The organism is Paraburkholderia tropica (assembly GCF_914484835.1).
GTDB classification, from domain to species: Bacteria; Pseudomonadota; Gammaproteobacteria; order Burkholderiales; family Burkholderiaceae; genus Paraburkholderia; species Paraburkholderia tropica_A.
Map to the genome: position 1 here is coordinate 258385 of NZ_CAJZAR010000062.1, position 17562 is coordinate 275946.

The 17562-nt window shown below is 65.7% G+C and carries 16 protein-coding genes; 2 read left to right on the top strand and 14 right to left on the bottom strand.

The window, feature by feature from the left end:
• Positions 1-93 precede the first annotated feature (93 nt).
• The 14 genes from LDO54_RS22195 to LDO54_RS22260 form a co-directional block, all read right to left on the bottom strand.
• Entirely contained in the window at positions 94-1779 is a 1686-nt protein-coding gene (locus LDO54_RS22195; RefSeq protein WP_224012812.1) for a CocE/NonD family hydrolase, read from the bottom strand.
• The gene (locus LDO54_RS22200; protein WP_224012813.1) at positions 1776-2711 is read right to left on the bottom strand and encodes an MBL fold metallo-hydrolase; all 936 of its coding nucleotides are present in this window, start codon (positions 2709-2711) and stop codon (positions 1776-1778) included. Before LDO54_RS22200 ends, LDO54_RS22195 begins: the two co-directional genes overlap by 4 nt.
• The gene (locus LDO54_RS22205) at positions 2708-3649 is read right to left on the bottom strand and encodes an alpha/beta hydrolase (protein ID WP_224012814.1); all 942 of its coding nucleotides are present in this window, start codon (positions 3647-3649) and stop codon (positions 2708-2710) included. The genes LDO54_RS22200 and LDO54_RS22205 overlap by 4 nt, the downstream gene beginning before the upstream one ends.
• Before the next feature lie 3 nt (positions 3650-3652).
• Complete coding sequence (locus LDO54_RS22210; RefSeq protein ID WP_224012815.1) at positions 3653-4771, bottom strand: FAD-dependent oxidoreductase; 1119 nt, start codon at positions 4769-4771, stop codon at positions 3653-3655.
• Between the two features lie 27 nt (positions 4772-4798).
• The gene (locus LDO54_RS22215; RefSeq protein WP_224012816.1) at positions 4799-5776 is read right to left on the bottom strand and encodes a phosphotriesterase; all 978 of its coding nucleotides are present in this window, start codon (positions 5774-5776) and stop codon (positions 4799-4801) included.
• A complete protein-coding gene (locus LDO54_RS22220) occupies positions 5773-6876 on the bottom strand; it encodes a phosphotriesterase (RefSeq protein ID WP_224012995.1) in 1104 nt (367 codons plus the stop codon). Before LDO54_RS22220 ends, LDO54_RS22215 begins: the two co-directional genes overlap by 4 nt.
• Before the next feature lie 97 nt (positions 6877-6973).
• Entirely contained in the window at positions 6974-7714 is a 741-nt protein-coding gene (locus LDO54_RS22225; RefSeq protein ID WP_224012817.1) for a GntR family transcriptional regulator, read from the bottom strand.
• A gap of 140 nt (positions 7715-7854) precedes the next feature.
• The gene (locus tag LDO54_RS22230) at positions 7855-9000 is read right to left on the bottom strand and encodes an NAD(P)/FAD-dependent oxidoreductase (RefSeq protein ID WP_224012818.1); all 1146 of its coding nucleotides are present in this window, start codon (positions 8998-9000) and stop codon (positions 7855-7857) included.
• 17 nt (positions 9001-9017) lie between these two features.
• Positions 9018-9224 carry a ferredoxin gene (locus LDO54_RS22235; RefSeq protein ID WP_224012819.1) on the bottom strand — a complete coding sequence of 69 codons (207 nt, stop codon included), beginning with the start codon at positions 9222-9224 and terminating at the stop codon, positions 9018-9020.
• Positions 9221-10396, bottom strand: coding sequence for a cytochrome P450 (locus LDO54_RS22240; protein WP_224012820.1), 1176 nt, complete (start codon positions 10394-10396; stop codon positions 9221-9223). Before LDO54_RS22240 ends, LDO54_RS22235 begins: the two co-directional genes overlap by 4 nt.
• A 94-nt stretch (positions 10397-10490) precedes the next feature.
• Positions 10491-11114, bottom strand: a complete 624-nt coding sequence (locus tag LDO54_RS22245; protein WP_224012821.1) for a TetR/AcrR family transcriptional regulator — start codon at positions 11112-11114, stop codon at positions 10491-10493.
• A 109-nt stretch (positions 11115-11223) separates the two neighbouring features.
• Entirely contained in the window at positions 11224-12303 is a 1080-nt protein-coding gene (locus LDO54_RS22250; protein ID WP_224012822.1) for a TauD/TfdA family dioxygenase, read from the bottom strand.
• A gap of 58 nt (positions 12304-12361) precedes the next feature.
• Positions 12362-13687 carry a multidrug effflux MFS transporter gene (locus tag LDO54_RS22255; RefSeq protein ID WP_224012823.1) on the bottom strand — a complete coding sequence of 442 codons (1326 nt, stop codon included), beginning with the start codon at positions 13685-13687 and terminating at the stop codon, positions 12362-12364.
• Positions 13684-14418, bottom strand: coding sequence for an SDR family oxidoreductase (locus tag LDO54_RS22260; protein ID WP_224012824.1), 735 nt, complete (start codon positions 14416-14418; stop codon positions 13684-13686). Before LDO54_RS22260 ends, LDO54_RS22255 begins: the two co-directional genes overlap by 4 nt.
• A 288-nt stretch (positions 14419-14706) precedes the next feature.
• On the opposite strand from LDO54_RS22260, the gene LDO54_RS22265 reads away from it, so the two are divergent.
• Together LDO54_RS22265 and LDO54_RS22270 are read left to right on the top strand one after the other, a co-directional pair.
• Positions 14707-15822 carry a porin gene (locus LDO54_RS22265; protein WP_224012825.1) on the top strand — a complete coding sequence of 372 codons (1116 nt, stop codon included), beginning with the start codon at positions 14707-14709 and terminating at the stop codon, positions 15820-15822.
• A 161-nt stretch (positions 15823-15983) separates the two neighbouring features.
• Entirely contained in the window at positions 15984-17555 is a 1572-nt protein-coding gene (locus tag LDO54_RS22270; protein ID WP_224012826.1) for an ABC transporter substrate-binding protein, read from the top strand.
• Positions 17556-17562: the final 7 nt, after the last annotated feature.

Here is a 17562-nt window from a genome sequence, read left to right on the forward strand (position 1 = left end):
TTTGTCTCCGTTATATAGTAGTACTAGTTATTATGGGTAAAGCTTCACAACTGGGATGCTGGCGGCGATGTGCTGCCGCCAGCAGGTCGACGGTTACTTCGGCGACGACGCGAAAGGCAGAACGAGTCGCGAAAGATGCGTCGCATCCCGATAGATCGTGTGCGCGACCGGCCGTCCAACGGGCAGATGGAACGCATCGGGCGGCAACAGCGAATTGTGCTCATCCACCAGCGGCTCGTTACACATGAGTTCGAGGACCAGCTTGTGGCCGGCCTTGAATTCATTAGCGAAGGGATAGAGCCGAATGACGTATTCGTTGATCACGCCAGGCTCGACCGGCACGCTGCGCGTGTGCGGGTGATATGGATTTCCCTCGCTGGAGCGCTCGTCGAGTTCGCGATGCGATGCCTTGAGAAAGCCCGTCGTGACGAGTTGGCGCTTGCCGGTGGGCGCTTCGTCCCAGAGGCGCAGAATGAAGTTCGTATCGTCCTGATCGATGGCGGCGTAGAGATGCGCGGCGCCTACGCCATGCACCGACGTCGCGGTATGGAAGGGTTCGGTGGACCACGACAGCTTCTCCACCTTGTCCACGATCGTCAGCGGCGCCTGATAGAAGCCCTCGGGATGAGCGTGATCGACATCCATCGGCTCGGGCTCGAACGTCAGCTTGCTACGGGTACGCAAGTACAGGGGCCGGTATTCGATGGGCGCGACGGGCCAATGTTCACCGGTCATCCACTGGCGGCTGCCTTCGACATGCACCTTCACCTGCGGCTCGTCCATGATGCCGTTGTCGATGCCCTTGAGCCAATAGTCGTACCAGCGGAACATGGTGTCGTGTTCGTCGACCCAGGGGCGCGTCTGCATCGGCGGATACGGTCCGATCTCCAGTTTCTTCGGGCCCTTCAGCACATCGAACAGTTCGATCGTGCCGTCGACGGTCCAGCCGCGGCCCTGATTGATCTGCAGGTACACCGGGATGTCGATGTTCCTGGCCAGATTGATTGGGTTCTGTTCCTCATACCACTCGCCGTCGAGGTGATTGGTGACGATGTCGAACCACGATTCATGGTGAATCGGATAGTTGAGCACATGCACGAGGTTCGGCCAGGCTGCCACGTCGGGATCGGCGAGCCGCTCAGCCACGCGCTGTTTGATTTCCGCCTCGGAGTAAGCCTCGAGCATGCGCGACTTGTGACGATGCGTGAAGGCCCAGCCCGAATCGCCGCCACGGCCCTCGCGCGCGGCGCGCGGCATGAACCACATGACGCCGCCGTGATAGGTCGTCTCGTAGAAGTCGAAGTGCCCGCCGCTCACGAAGATCGCCTTGAGATGCGGCGGGCGCTCGGCTGCGGCGAAGATCTGCATGGAGCCGAAATACGAAATGCCGATCATGCCGACGACGCCGTTGCACCACGGCTGAGCCGCCACCCATTCGATGAAATCGTAGGCGTCCTGACCAAGCGGGACGCCACCGGCGTTGTAGTTGCCGATGTGTTCGCCTTCGGAGGCGCCCGAGCCGCGCACATCGCCGATCACGTGCACATAGCCTTCCTTCACCACGCGCGCGATATCGCCGGCCTCGATGCAACCGTCCCACAGCGGAGACGGACGCCGCTGCGGCGGGACGGTGAGCGCCAGCGCCTGGAGTTCCTTGCCATAGGGGCTGAGCGCGACGAGAGCCGGGCGAGGCATATCGCCTTGGGCGTGATAGGCATCGGCCGCCAGATGAACGCCGTCGCGCATCGGCACGCGCAAATCCTTGTGTACGACGATCATGACCGATAACCCTTGTGGAAGTAGCCGTGCATAGTGGTGAAAAACGGAGAAGGTTCGAGCGTGGGATCGCCCTCGTAGCGCAGGTGCTGCGCGATACAGCAGAAGGGCGAACAGGAAGCCTGGGCGACGGCGGCGTCGTCGAGGCCGAATTGTTCGGTAGCGGCGCGCACGCGGGCCTCGATGTCGAGGCTTTCCTGGATCTTTGCCGCCGCCTGTTCGCGGTCGAGCACCACGCCCAGCGATTCGGCGCCCTGGCTTCGATACGGATGGCCGAGGAACAGGCGGTTCGGTTTGACGTGGTCGCGCAGGTGCAGCAGGCTGGCGCGGTACGCGTCCGGGTCGGCGTAACTCGGGAAGCCGTTGGCGGCGCCGTGGATCTGCACGGCGTCGCCGACGAAGACGTCTCGCTGGCCCTCCACCACATACGCGACCGAACCGGCCGTGTGGCCTGGCACGGAATGCACCGTGATCTTCACATCCGGCCCGAGTGAGATTTCATCGCCGTCGCGTACCACGAGGTCGGGTTCCATTTCGCCTGAGATGGCGGCCTCGCAGGCGGCCGTCAACTTCGCTTCCGCTTGCGGGTCGTCGATATAGCGGCCACGCGCGGCCAGATATTCTTCGACATGCGTGCGGCGCGAACGAAGGAACGGTGCGTCGGCCTCGTGGATCACGATTTTGGCTTTCCGGCCCGTGAGTTCCCACAGCGCATGCGCGCCGCCGATGTGGTCGATGTGTCCGTGCGTCAGAAGAATCCAGCGCACGTCCTCGATGCGCCGGCCCAGTTGCGCCAGCGCGGGCGCAATGCCATTGGCGGGCGATGCGGCGATCCCCGTATCGACAATCGCCGGTTCGCTGCCGTCGATGAAAAAACTGTAGAGGCCGAATCGCCCCCACTGGGAAAACAGCGGGTGGATATCGACAGCTTTCATCGTTTGGTATTCCTGATGAAATTGGCCGTTTCGGCAAACACACCCTCGAACTCGGGCAGCCACGAAAAGTATTGGACGAAGCCGTGCGCCGCCGACTCGTAGCGATGAACAGTCGCTGAAACGCCCGCCTGTTTCAGCTTGTGCCCGTACAACTCGCCTTCGTCGCGAAGAGGATCGCATTGCGCCGTGACGATGAGCGCGGGCGGCAGCCCAGAGAGAGTATTTCGCTTGATGGGCGAGACGCGCGGATCGGCGGGGTCGGCGCCGCTATCGATGTAGAACGCGTTGAACGGCTTCAGTGCCGCGGTCTCCAGCCCGTTGCCGACGGCGTTGCTCGTCAGCGATTCGTAGCGCTCGACATCGAAGTCGAGATCCAGCGACGGGTAATAGAGCACCTGGTGCGTGATGCAGTTCAGGCCGGCGTCGAGCGCCATCGCGGCGACCGCAGCGGCGAAGTTGCCGCCCGAACTGTCGCCGGCCACGGCCAGGGTCTGACCGTCCCAGCCGATGCCGCTCGCCGGATCGCGGCCCGTCTTTTCGATCCACTCGACCACGGCGAAGCTGTCGTTCAGGCCCGCCGGGAAGGCGTGCTCGGGCGCGAGCCGGTAGCCCACCGACACCACCGCGCATTGCGTGGCATTGGCGAGCGCGCGCGCGACATGATCGTGCGTGTTGAGGCTGCCGAGAAAGAACGCGCCGCCGTGGAAATACACCAGCACCGGATGACTCTCGGCGGCCGTCGGCTTGTAGACGCGCACGGGCACGTCACCGGCGGTCGTCGGCACGGTCTGGTCATGCACCGCATGCACGGGCATGCGCTGCTCCAACGGCGCAACGTGGCTTTCGTCCGCCGCGCGCATGGCGTCCGGGTTGAGCGGTCCCGGCGGCGCGGGCGGCAAGGAGGCGATGAACTGGGCGACCTTTGGATGGAGTGCCATGATTTAGCTCCGTGCGGCGAGTTCGCCCTGGTGCTGGCTGGGGAAGACGCTTTGGACTTCGTCCTCGCTCCAGCCCTGGCGCGACAGGCGTTGAAGTTCATCGGTGACCGGCTTGCGGCTGGCCTGGAAGTGCGCGAGCGCTTCGGGAATCGAATCGGCTTCGATGAGGCTGGCGGCAAGCGCGCCCGCATCGAGCACCGCCGAGTTCGCGCCCTGGCCCTGGTGGTGCAGCATCGCGTGCGCCGCATCGCCGATCAGCACGACGGAATTCGAATGCCAGTTCGGCACCGGGTCGATGTCATACACGGCGCGCAGGTTCACCTTGCCCATGTCGAGTCCCTCGGTGATCGCGACCAGTTGCGGATCGAAGCCCGCCACGACTTCGAGCAGTTGCGCCTTGCTCGCGAGCGGCGCGGGCGTGGAGTCGGTCGCGAGGCACGTGACGTCGAACGACACTTCGTTGCGATGCTTCAGCGGCAGCAGATAGATCTTGGTGCCGTGGCCCACGTACATGCGAAGGTTGCCGTCGTCGACGAGACCGCAGGTGTCCGCAGCGGGGATCACGGCGCGATACGCGTGTTCGCCGGCAAACACCGGGGCCTGGTCGCTGAACAGATGCTGGCGCACCTGCGAGCGAATGCCGTCGGCGCCGACGATCAGATCGGCGGTCACGCTCACGCCGTTCGCAAACACGGCGGTGGCGCTGTTGCCGTTGTCGACGATCTTGCTCAGGCGATGGTCGAGCTTCACCATGCCTTCGGGCAGCACGCCGAGCAGCGCATCGATAAAGTCGCCGCGATGCACGAAGCGCGTGGTGGCGCCGAAGGCTTCTTTTTCGGGCCATTCTTCCATGGCGATGCGCTGACCAAGAGCCGTCAGGATCTCGAAGTAATCGCTCGCCGAGGTCACGGCCGCGATACGGTCGTAGATACCGAGCTTGCGGAACTGGTCCATCGTCGAGGGGCGCAGGCCGATCCCGGCACCGACCTCTTTGACCTCTTGCGCCTGCTCGTAGACCGTCACCGTGGCGCCCGACTGGCTGAGCGCCAGCGCGGCGGTCGCGCCGGCGTAACCGGCGCCGATCACGGCAATATTCAGGTTCTTCAAAGTACCGGGTGTCATGATGTGTCTCTTGAGTTGATCTTTTTGTTAATGCTGCGGATTGGGCGTCAGGGCGAGAAACTCGGCCGTGTTATGCACGAACAACTGGTCGATGACGGTGTCCTCGACGCCTTCGGCGCGCAGATCGGGCAGCAGTTGCTCGAACAGATAGTTCACGGTGTGACCCTTCACGCCGGGCCAGCCGAGCGGCGAGCAGTTCGCATCCGCCGAGGCCAGCACCTGGTTCACCAGACCGCTGTCGAGGAATCGCAGGAAGTGCTTGAGACGCTCCTGGCGGTGGCGGCCCCAGAACGGCGGATCGGGCAATTCGAGGTCGTAGCCGAAGGTGTCGAAGCCAATCCGGCCGCCTGCGCCCAGAATGGCTTGCTCGTTGACGAGACCCTGGCTCACGCCATCGTCGGCGTGGCCGAACAGCACCCGGTGGCAGGGCAGTTCCTCTTCCGCGAAGATCGTCAGCGCGGGCGCGGAGTCGACCGCGAGGTGGGTGAAAATCGGTGCGCCCGTGATGCGCGCCGCGCGCGCCGCCGCGCGATAGATGCGCAGGTCGAGCTCTTTCATCTTGAAGCCGCGGCTCACGCCCACCTTGATGATCCCGGCCTTGGCGCCGGTATCGCCGATGCCGACGGTGATCTCGTGCACGAACTGATCGGTCAGATACTCGACGCTTGCGCGTTCGAAGAACGGCAAGGCCGTGTCGCCGCCGACGAAGCCCGTGCTGGCGACGATATGCACGCCGGTCTTGTCGGACAGCGACTTGTAGTAGTCGATGTCGCGGCCATTGCAGATGCCCGTCGCTTCGACGAAGGTCGCCGCGCCCCAGGGCTTCGTGTTCTCGTGAAACAGACGCAGCTTGGGCACGGTCTCTTCATAGCGCTGCTCCGGCGTCTTCCACCAGCGGCTGTCGAGCTCGCAGCCAGGCATGCCATAGCCGATGTGCTCGTGAATCGCAACAAAGCCCAGCTCCGAAGCCGAAATGGTGCCCAGCACCGTATTTACGCGTGTCATTTGACTTCCCCATTGACGCTCAGCAGGTGTGCCGTGTTGGTGATCAGCATGTCTGCGATGTGTTCTTGTGACACCCCTGCGGCGTGGAGCATGGGCACGAACTTCGTCAGTACGTCGCAGTAGGGAATGTCGTTGCCGGGTTCGCCGAACGCCACGCCGGTGGCACTCGACGAGAGGATGATGCGATCGGCGTAGCCCGCTTCGATCAATTCGCGGATCAGCTCGACGCGTTCGGCGTCGCTGATATGGAGCGGATCGGTCGAACCGATGTGGTCCACGCCCACGCGCACGCCCGCGCGTGCGACGGCCATCGGCCAGCCTTGGGCGACGGCGTCGCGGCGGTCCATGCCGCCCATGACGAGGCGTTCCGGGCTGAGCACTTCGTCGAGAGCCAGTTGCATTTCTTCGAGCGCATCGGCGCCGCAGCGGATGAAGACGGGCACGCCATAGCTCGCGCCCGCGCGCGCCGCGCCGCGCACGAGGCTGCCGTCGGTCGGCGTCATGCCGCTGCGGGTGACGGCCGTGGCCACCATGCCCGCGGGCGCGCGGCGCTCCAGGCGGGGCACCACCATGCCTTCGTTCACTTCCCGACCGAACATCTCGGCGAACTTGGCCGCCGGCCAGGGCGCGGGCGGATTGGTCTGCGGCGTCAGAAAGTAGCCGCCGAGCATGGCTTCCGGTCCTTGCCCGGTCGACGCGACGATATGAACGCCGGTGGCGCGCGACAGCGCCTCGTACAGACGCAGGTCGCGTCCCTCGAACATGCCGGTCGCATCGACGATGGCGCCGCCGCCTGCCGCCTTGAACGCGCAGAGCTTGGCCGCGATCGCATCGAAGATTTCGGCGCGGTCGATCTTGAGGTCGTACGCGTACTGGGCGCCGGGCAGCACATACAGCAGCGACTCGCTGATCAGCGTGACGCCCAGCTGCCTGGCGTCGACGGGGCCGAGCACCGTGTTGACCAGCGTGGTTTCGGCGCCGCCGTCGTTGCGCGGGGCAAGGATGAGGGAGGTGAAGGGCGGCGTCGGTTCGGGGACGCCCTGGCTGTGTTTAACGCACATGGTTGCCTCCGATGGGCTCCGGGGTGCGATGCACGTCACCAGCAATAGAAACGGTCATGCCTCTCACGAGGATGTCTCCTGTTTGTTAAGGATAATGTTGTATTGTTATGACAAAGTTCGGGGCAAAAAAAACCTGCTAACGACTCAGGCCGAACGCGTACTTGAAGTCTTCGGCGCGATGCACGGCGCGGCGCCAGCCGCCCGGCTGCCCGTCACTGCTAAAGAGCGTGGTCTCGGCGACGAGGACGGGCGCGCCCACATCGACTTCGAGCGCTTGCGCCTCTTCCTCGCTGGCGCCCGACGCCCAGATATGCTGCTCGCCGCGCGTGTACACCACGCCGAGCGCCTGCTCGATCAGCGCGAACACGGTGCCGACGCGCTCGAGTTCCTCGACTGACGGCGCAAAGTCGGGCGGCGTGCACAGGTAGGTGCACGCCCAGACCAGCGGCGCGCCCTTGACCGAAATGACGCGCTGGAGATAGAGCAGTTTCTCGGCCGCATCGAGCCCGAGCGCCTCCCGCACCCCCTCGGGCGCCTCGACGCGCCGAAGGCCGGTCACCCGCGAGGTGGGCGTGAGCCCTTGCTCGGTGAGGTAACGGGTCAGGCCGCCGAGTTCCAGCGCCGGAGGCAGGCGGACATTGACGCCGTGTACGGGAAAGGTGCCCTTGGCGCGCTGGCGCACCACGTAGCCCTCGTCGACCAGTTCCTTGAGCGCCTGACGAATCGGCGCCCGGCTCACGTGAAACCGCTTCATCAGGCTGGCTTCCGTCAAGGCCGGCGCGGTGGCGTTGCCCGCGCCCTGTAGCTCGCTGATCAGGATCTGCTTGATCTGGCTATACAGGGGAACAGTCGAAATGCGGTCGATGGTCTGTTGCATGTGAGTTTATTGGTACAGGTGTGTACCAATAATATTGTTATGCCAAAGTGATGTCAACCTGAACCTCGAACGTTAGCGACGTTAGCGACGTCAGCGACGTCAGCGACGTTAGCGACGTCAGCGACGACTGCTCCGCCTGGTTAGACGCTGTGCGCGGTCAGACGGCGCAGCTTCGGGATCGGGAGGCGATAGTCGAGCGCGGCAGCGGTCGCCGAGCCATCCGGCTGCCGCCAGCGGAGCACACCTTGCCTGCCGGTGCCCTCCACGATCTCCGGCTCGCCGACGACCGGCGTCGGTCCGATCGCCTTGAGCGAGAGACCGAACGCCTCCGTCCAGAAGTACTGCTGAAACGCCAGTTCCGGCGCGTCGGACTTGAGCAGCGCGGCGGCGCTCACCTTCGCCTGATCGATGGCGCTGGTCCACAGCGGCACACGGGCGACGCGCCCCGCGTGCGGGAAGGCCGCGACATCGCCAGCCGCCGCGATAGTCGGGCGGACGAGACCGCGCCTGTCGACCACGAGCGCGCCGCTGGTGAGCAGCCCGCTCGTGGCGAGCCACTCGACATTGGGCGCGTCGCCGATGGCGGTGACGATCACCTCCGCTCCGATCACCGTGCCGTCGCCCAGCGCCACCACCGAGGCGCCGTCGCGCGTGACCACCTCCGCCGCGCCCGTCGTCACGATCGTGAGTCCCTGCGCGCGCGCCGCATCGTGGAACGGCGTCGCGAGCCACGCGCCGAGCTGCGCCGCGAGCGGTATCCCTTTCGCGACGAGTGTCGTCGCGCAGCCGGCCCCGACCGCGCCGGACGCGATCTCCATGCCGAGCGGGCCGCCGCCCACCACCACGACGGACGGTCGTGACGCGAGCCGTGCCCGCAGCGCCAGTGCATCAGCGAGCGTGCGGACGGTGTATTCGTCGCTGCCGCCATCCGGCCCGAGTCGCCGCGCGCGCGTGCCCGTGGCGATCACCAGCGCGTCGTACGGCACCTCGTCGCCATCCGCGAGCCGCACGCGTTGCCGATCGACATCGAGACCGACCGCCGCGACGCCGCGCCGTTCGTGCGCGCCGTGCGTCGCTTCAGGCAGCAAGTGCGAGCTCAGATCGTCGCCATCGCGCAGCAAGGCCTTGGACAGGGCGGGGCGGCTGTACGGCGCGACCGGTTCGTCGCCGATGACCGTGATCCGGCCATCGAATCCTTCGGCGCGCAGCGTGTCGCAAGCGGTCAGGCCCGCGATGCCGTTGCCTACCACCACGATCTCGCGTGGGGCGTTCCGATGCGTGCTCATGAGGTTCACCCTGTCCATTACGTCGACTTGATCTCGACGAGCCTGAGCGCGGCCACCGGGCAGACGCGTGCCGCAGCCTGAGCCGCCGCGAGGTTCGCGTCGTTGATCTCGTCGACGTCGATGGCGGCATAGCCCTCATCGTCGATATGCAGAAGCTGCGCGGCCACCTCTTCGCAGAGGCCATGACCTTCGCAACGCGGACGATCGAGAATCAGCTTGTTCATACGGTCTCCAGTTCCAGGACGGGAACGGTGTTGAACGACACCGTGACATTGCTCGGGACACGCGCGACTTCGCCAATGCGGAACGACTTGATCTGTGTGGCCAGCGCTTCGATGATCGCCGCGCCTTCCATGCGCGCGAGGCCTTGGCCCGCGCAACCGTGCGGGCCATAGCCGAAGGAGAGGTGGTCGATCGGGTTGCGCGCCACATCGAAGACTTCAGGGTTCGCGTAATGGCGCGGGTCGTGGTTGCCCGCGCCCAGCATGAGCGCCACGCGCGAGCCGCCCGGAATCGTCACGCCGCCGATCTCCACGTCTTGCGTCGTCACGCGGCTCCACACATGAACGGGCGAGTAGTAGCGCAGCACCTCGTTGAACGCGGCGGGCACGAGCGAGAGATCGGCGCGTACCTTCGCGAACGCGTCAGGGAAGCGCCCAAAGAGCGCGACCGTGTTGCCGATCGCGGCGAGCGTCGTGTCGAGACCCGCGCCGAGATACTGGTGGATGATGTGGCGCGCGGTGCCTTCGGGAACCACGCCTTTGCGCTCCGCCTCGAAGACGCCCCAGCCGACCGAGCCCGCAGCGAGCGCGTCCTGGGTGATCTGCGAGCAGTAGCCGTAGAGTTCGCCCGCGATGGGGAAATGTTCGGCGGTACGCGGGTTCATCGGCCCGATGACTTCCATCGCGGCTTGTCCCCAGCGGAGCATGTTCGTCCGCGCTTCGCCCTGGAAACCCACAAGGTCGGCGACGACGCCGATCGGAAAGCGGCGGGCGATGTCGTCGATTGCGTCGAAGGACGGCTGCTTGACCAGGCGCGCCACCAATGCCTGCGCATTGGCCTTGATCTGCTCGCCCAGACCGCGCAGCGCGCGTGGCGTGAGGTTTTCCGACAGCACCGCGCGCAACTGCGTATGCACGGGCGGATCGGACGCGAGCGAGGTGCCCTGCAAGGCGCGGTTGACGTCGTCGTTGAAGCCGACGCCCTGAGCGGAGGAGAACCGCGCCGGGTCGGCCAGCGCGTGCTTGATGACGTCGTAGCCCGTGAGGGCGTAGAGCTTCGAGTGCGTCAGATAGACGACGTCGCCGAGTTCGCGCAGCGCGCGATACACGGGGTAGGGGTCAACGAGGACCTCGTCGGCCCAAAGGTCGATGCCTGAATGGGGAATGGGAGTCACAGGCCTGCTTCTCGTAGTGGAGTAAGGCCTGTATTTTTAATTTCACTTTATAATGTGTAAACCCAATGGATACCATAACAGGGTAATCCCTGAATCATGGTGCGCCCAGCATCTTCCACCACAATTCGCTCAATACGTCGAGCGCCGGTTCGGCTTTCAAATCCAGCTCGCCGCGCATCCAGGAGAGCGCGGTCTGTTCGAGCGCGACATAGGCTAGTTCGCCGCGAAAATGCCGCGTGCCCGGTTCGTAGCGGTTGGCTGCATCGAGCCCTTCGCAGATGTCGGCCACGACTTCTTCGATCCAGCCGCGCATCAGCAAGCGCATTTCGGCATCGACCGCGGCCGCTTCGGTGACCGCGAGAAGATAAGGCTTGATCGTCGGCCAGCGCGCCGACTGCTCGCGCAGCCAGCCGCCCAGCTTTTCGCGCGAGCCTTCGCGCACCGCCGCCACCAGCGAACTGGCCGTGGAGCTGCCGCCGGGTGCGTCGAGCCGTTCGAGGATGCCGTTGAGGTCGTGGATCAAGGCGCGCATCAATTCGCGGCGCGACTCGAAGTGAGAATAGAAGGTGACGCGGGTGGTGTTCGCGGCGGCGGCAATATCATCGATGGTGGTGGCCACGTAGCCGCGCGAAACGAACGATTCGAGCGCCACGGAAAGGATGCGCTGCCGGGTCGCTTCCTTCTGGAGTTGCCGTTGGTTTTTGCGTTCTTCAGTCATGGCGGCAACGATAACATCAACAGCTACGGCCGCAACGCCAGCACAAGTGGCGTTTTACCGGGCGCGGATGACGCCCGTCTCCCGCTCACCCGCTCACCCACCCCGCGCCTCAAACCTCAAGACGCGGCACCGCCGCCACAGCAATACGGAAATTACCGCGCGCGTCGCCGCTCGTCTGATCGCGCGGCTGATAACGCTCCTGCACGACGCCATTCTTGCCGAAGCCCGGAATCAGCGAACGCGGCGAACTGCGGCGCAGCCACAGCCGCAGCAAATGGCGGCGGCGCTGCGGTTCTGCGAAATCGGTGAAGCGCGTGCGCGAATGCAGCGCCGCGTAATTCGACAGCCATTGAATGTCGCCGGGACGGAAATCCATCGCGAGCGACATGCCCGGCTCGTAGGTGATCGCTTCGAACAGATTGAGCACTTCGATCTGCTCCGGCGTGAGGCGCGGCACCTCGGGGTAATCCTGAGCCGTGAAGATATAGAGCGAGCCCGCGTACATGCTGAACGTGCCCTCGGCGAGACTCACGATCGGCGAAACATAGGTGTTCGCAGGCGCGTTGTGATCCTGACGCCGCCAGTCCCAATGAAACGGTTCGAGCAGCAGCGGCGCGAGGTCGGGGCGGCGCTTGAGAATTTCGTTGTAGATCTGCGCGCCCGAGACGAGGCACGACGCGCCGCCTTCGAGCGATGGGCGCAGGCACATCAGCGCGACCACGTCGGAGCTATCGGAATGGAACGGCAGCACGTCGCGAATCTTCGAGGAAAGCGCTTCGGGATCGTCGAGCGTTTTGTCGGAGGTGGCGTAGACGTGATCGAGCAGATCGCCGAGTTCGTTCTGGCGGATCGGGTCGCCCATGTGCAGGCCGAGAATGTAGTAGATCGCCGCCGAGAGCGCGTCCGAATACAGATGCGTGCGCAGGCCGCGCACGAGCACGAAGCCGCGGCCATCGTCCACGTCCTGGCACCAGGCGTCGACGGCGTCCGCGCAGGCATCGACGGGATAATCGGCGGCCTTCACGAAACGCAGATCGGGATCGTCTTCGACGAAGCGGCGGCCGAGCGCTTCAAGCTCCGCAATCTGCGCTTCGCTCAGGTGATAGATCCAGTTTTGCAGGGTGAGAAGCTCGTCACCTCGCCAGGCGGCGGGGCCGGTCACGGGAGACAGCATTGCGGAGGTCGTCATGTCGGTGTCGATGGAGAGTGGCGTGGGGAGGTGATCGGCGATCACCACCGTATCATGGTCAAATTTCCGGCCGCGATCTTGTCTGCGGGCGTATGGCGGCTTGATGTCCGCGCGGGTCGGGCGCGATGGCGGGTGTCGCGGCAGATGTGACAGCGGGTGTAGCGGCAGCCATGCTGGCGGGCGCGACGGCGCGCCACCAGCACAGCGCGCCGAGCGTGACGGCGCCTGCGTGCGCGAGCGCCATGCGCCACGCGCTGTCGAACACGAAGTGCGGCGCGGCGGCGGCGATGCACGCGAACAAGGCCATCTGCACGAAGCTTTGCAGCGACGCCGCGAGCCCGCGCGCGTGAGGCAGATGCGCCTGCGTGATCGCCGACATGCCGGGCATGGCGATGCCCATGCCGAAGGCGTAGACGCCGATCGGCACGACGGCCCACGGCAGCGCGGCGGCGCCGTGCGCGTTGCTTGCGAGATTGATCAGCGCGGCGAGCCAGGCCGTGCCGAGTCCCACGCGCACGCTCGCCGCCGCGCCCGCGCGCGTGGCGAGCCGGGCGCTGGCGGCCGAGCCCAGCATCACGCCGGCGATCATCGGCACGAACAGCCACGCGAACGCCGTGGCGGGCCGGTGCAGCACGTGCATCACGAAGTTCGCGGCGCACGAGATATAGAGCGCGAAGCCGCCGAACGCGCAGCCGTTCGCGACGATCCCCAGCACGAAGCGCCGGTGGCGCAGCGCCGACGCGTAATGGCGCGCGAGCGCGCGCGGCCGCCACGGCTGGCGATGCTCGGGCGCGAGGCTCTCGGGCAGCCAGCGCAGGCAGGCCGCGAGCAGCGCCGCCGCGAACAGCGCGAGCAGCGCGAAGATCGAGCGCCAGCCCCAGTGCGCGTCGAGCTGCCCGCCCACCACGGGCGCGGCGGCGGGCGCGAGCGCGAACACCATCATGATGTTCGACAGCATGCGCTGCACCGCCGCGCCGCGAAAGCGGTCGCGCACGATCGCCTGGCCCACCACGATGCCCGCGCCCGCCGAGAGTCCCTGCAAGACGCGCCACGCGAGCAGCGCGCCGAAGCTGGGCGAAGCGGCCGCGCCCGCCGAGGCGAGCGTGAAGATCGCCAGCCCGCCGACGATCACCGGGCGACGTCCGAACGCATCGGAGAGCGTGCCGTAGAGCAGCGTCATCGCCGCATAGCCCATTAAATAGGCGCTCAACGTCATTTGCGCGCTTTCGTCGCCGACACCGAACGCGCGCGCCACGTGCGGCAACGCGGGCAGATAACTGTCGGTGGCGAACGGGCCGATCATCGCGAGCGCGGCGAGCAGCGCCGTGAGGCCCGCGCCGCGCAGGCGCCGGACGCGTGGATGCCGTGGGCGCGCGCGCGTCATACCGGCTGATTCGTCGACGCCAGCATCAGCTCGCGGATGCACACGTGCTGCGGCATCTCCAGCGCGAAGCGGATCGACTCCGCGACTTCCTCGGGTTGCAAGATCACGCCGCCGATCGACGCCTTCCATTCCTCGAAACCTTGCTTGATGGCCTCGTTGGTCGTGACCGACTGCAATTCGGTGTGGCACGCGCCCGGCGCGATCAGCGTCACGCGCACGTTGTGCGGCGCCAGTTCCTCGCGCAGATTTTCGGAGAGCGCGTGCACCGCGTGTTTCGTGCCCACATACGCGACGTGCGACGGATAGGTCTTGCGCCCCGACGTCGAACTCACGTTGACGATCGTGCCGCGCCGCCGCTCGACCATGCCCTTGACGACCGCGTGGATGCCGTTGAGCACGCCCTTCACGTTCACATCGAGCATGCGGTCCCATTCTTCAGGATCCTGTTCGGCGACGGTGCCGAGCAGCATCACGCCCGCATTGTTGACGAGCGATTCGACCGGACCGAAGCGCGCTTCGGCTTCGGCCACGGCGGCGAGCAGCGCGGCGCGATCGGTGACATCGGCTTCGCGGCAGAGCGTGTTGGGCAGGTCGAGCGCTTCGAGCCGGTCGAGACGCCGCGCGAGCAGCAGCAGCGGATAGCCGCGGCTCGCGAGCAGACGCGCCGTCGCGGCGCCGATGCCGGAACTTGCGCCGGTGATGAGGGTGAGTCCTGGGGTTCGCTGAGGCACGGTGTCGATCTCCTTCGTTGGGGGACAGGTTGCGCGCACAAGCTTAGACAGCCAGCCCGGCGCGGGCTTGTCCCCACGCGCGCCGCGACTTGATGCGGCGCGCCCGATTTTTGACGGCGGAACGGCGGGATTTTTGACGGAGTATTAAACAAATTGCCACGCGCATTGGGTCAAGAATCCTGGAAATTGCCTGGATAGCGTTGAGCGTGCTGACTCGGGCCGCACAGAGGCGAGCGGCGGCGGTTCGGTTTTCGACAAGTACGTTTCTCCACTACCCAGGATCACGCTATGAAGAAATATCTGCTGGGCGCGCTATTGATGGCCGCCTTCGGGGGTGCGCATGCGCAAAGCTCGGTCACGCTCTACGGTCTCATCGACGCGGGCCTCACCTACATCAACAACCAGGGCGGCGGACGCCTGTTCGAGTTCCAGGACGGCGCGAATTTCGGCAGCCGCTTCGGCCTGAAAGGCTCGGAGGATCTGGGCGGCGGGCTGAAGGCGATCTTCACGCTGGAAAACGGCTTCACGCTCGGCACGGGCGAGTTGCGCAACAACGGCGCGCTGTTCGGGCGACAGGCCTTCGTGGGTCTTTCGAGCCCTTACGGCACCTTGACGATGGGTAATCAGTACGACTTCATCGCCGACTACATCACGCCGTTCAATCTGAACGGCTATGCGAGCGTGTACGCGGGCCACATGGGCGACATCGACCGCATCTCGGCCGTGCAGTTGCCGAACTCCGTGAAGTACCAGAGCCCGGACATCGACGGCTTCAGCTTTGGCGGCATGTGGAGCTTCGGCAACGTGGCCGGCAACTTCAACGAGGACAGCGCGTGGAGCGTGGGCGCGGGCTACAAGCACGGCGGCTTCAGCGCGGCCGCGATCTACGAGCGGCTCTACAACGTCGATATCTATCCGTTCGCGCAGTTCGGCGTGACGAGCTTCCTCGGCCAGACCGTGGCCACGCGCAACGCCGACGGCAGCATCAACGATCTCTACTACACGACGCCGTTCGAGGTCGATCGGCAGTCGGAATTCGGCATCGGCGCGAGCTACACGATCAACCAGCTCACGCTCTCGGCCAACTTCACCTCGACGAATCTGCGCAAGGGTTCGGAGAGCGACACGATGAACGTCTACGAAGTGGGCGCGATGTACTTCCTGCGCCCGCAGATCGCGATTCTCGGCGGCTATCAGTACACGACGTGGGATCACACCCACTGGCACCAGCCGACCATCGGCGCGCAGTACTACCTCAGCAAGCGCACGAGCTTCTACGTGAATGTTTCGTATCTGCACGCGCAGCCCGGCGTCTACGCGAACCAGGGCGCGGGCTTCTACTCGCTGCCGTCGAGCACCAATACGCAGATCACCTCGCGCATCGCGATGATTCACCAGTTCTGATGCGCCCGGCGCGCACGCGGTCGCCGTAGTCAGGTCCGCGTGCGCGCAGCGACAAGACGCGCCGTTTTTGCCCTTTTAACCTGTAGCCATGCCGTGAAGCCGACGAACGCTCACTCAAGCCTACGAAGGCCGGCGCGGCGCTGCATAACAAGGACTTCCCCATGACCACTCGCAGAAACTTCATCCAGATGCTCGGCGGCAGCCTGGCCGGACTCGCCGCGCCGGGCGCGGGCACGCTCGGCGGCCTGACCGGCCTCGCGGGACTGGGCGCGCTGACGGCCAGCGGCGCGGCGTCGGCGGCCGCGCCGCTCACCATCGCGTTTCCGACCGACGTGCCGTCGTGGGACCCGCTCGTGCGCGTGGCCCCGAATCCCATTTCGATCTATCGCAGCGTGTTCGACGCGGCCATCGACATCGACGAAAAGGGCGTGCTGCGTCCCGGCGTGGTGACGGCCTGGCGCTGGAAAGACGCCTCGGGCAAGGCGCTCGAACTCGATTTCCGCCCCGACGTGCTGTTCCACAACGGCGACAAGCTCACCTCCGACGACTTCAAGTTCACGCTGTTCGACCGACTCCAGGCCGACAAGTCGCTGCAGGTCGGCGGCATCTGGTGGGCGCTCGAAGGCATCGAAACGCCGTCGCCCACGCGCGCCGTCATGCACTTCAAGGCGCCGATGGTCACCGCGCCCGCGTTCCTCGGCTACATGGGCAGCTATCTGCTGCCGCGCAAGTACTTCGAGAAAGTGGGCGCGCAAGGCTTCGTCGCGAAGCCGGTCGGTTCCGGGCCGTACCGGCTCGTGAACTACGAGCGCGATTCGCGCATGACGCTCGCCGCGTTCGACAAGCACTGGCGCGGCGCGCCGAAGATCCGCGACGTGGTGTTCCAGGTCGTCAAGGATCCGACCGCGCGCGTGGCGGCGGTGCAGGCCTCGCAGGCCGACGTCTCCGGCATGCTGCCGCTGCGCGAAGCGCTGCGGCTCGCGCAGGGCGGCACGCACGAGAGCAAGATCACGCCGACGATCGACTCGTACATCGTCCACATGGTCAACGGCGGGCCGACGGCCGACCGCAACGTGCGCCTCGCGATGCATCACGCCATCGACAAGCAGGCGCTCGTGCGCGCGTTCTTCAACAACGTGCCGGTGCCGATGTCCACGCCCGCCGCGCCCGGCACGCCCGCGTTCGATCCGGGCTTCACGTTCGCCTACGACCCGGCGCAGTCGAAGCAGCTGCTCGCGCAGAGCGGCTATTCGGCGGCCAAGCCGGTGCGCGTGAAGTTTCTCGCCACCAACGGCGTCTATCCGAGCGATTACGACGTGGCGCGCGCGATCCAGCAGATGTGGAAGAAGGTCGGCATCGAAGCCGATCTGAGCCCGATCGAGCCCGCGCAGTTCTTCTCGCAGGCCGTCGCGGGCACGCTGCCCGGCCCGACGCTGTGGCTCTGGCAGAACGGCAGCGGCGACCCGGAACTCTCGGCGGGCTCGTACCTGAATCCGAAGACCGGCTTTTCCGTGTGGCGCAGCGCCGATGTCTCGCCGCGTCTCGATCCGCTGCTCGTCGAACTCGACGAAACGAAGCGCATCGAGGGCTACAAGGCGTTTCACCGCTGGGCGGTCGGCGAGGGTTACGCGCTGCCGCTGATGCAGGGCATCGCGACCGCCTCGTATCGCAAGGGCGTGCAGTACACGCCGTTCCTGAGCGGCTGGATGCTGCCCGACTACTGGAGCGCCTGAGTCCGCC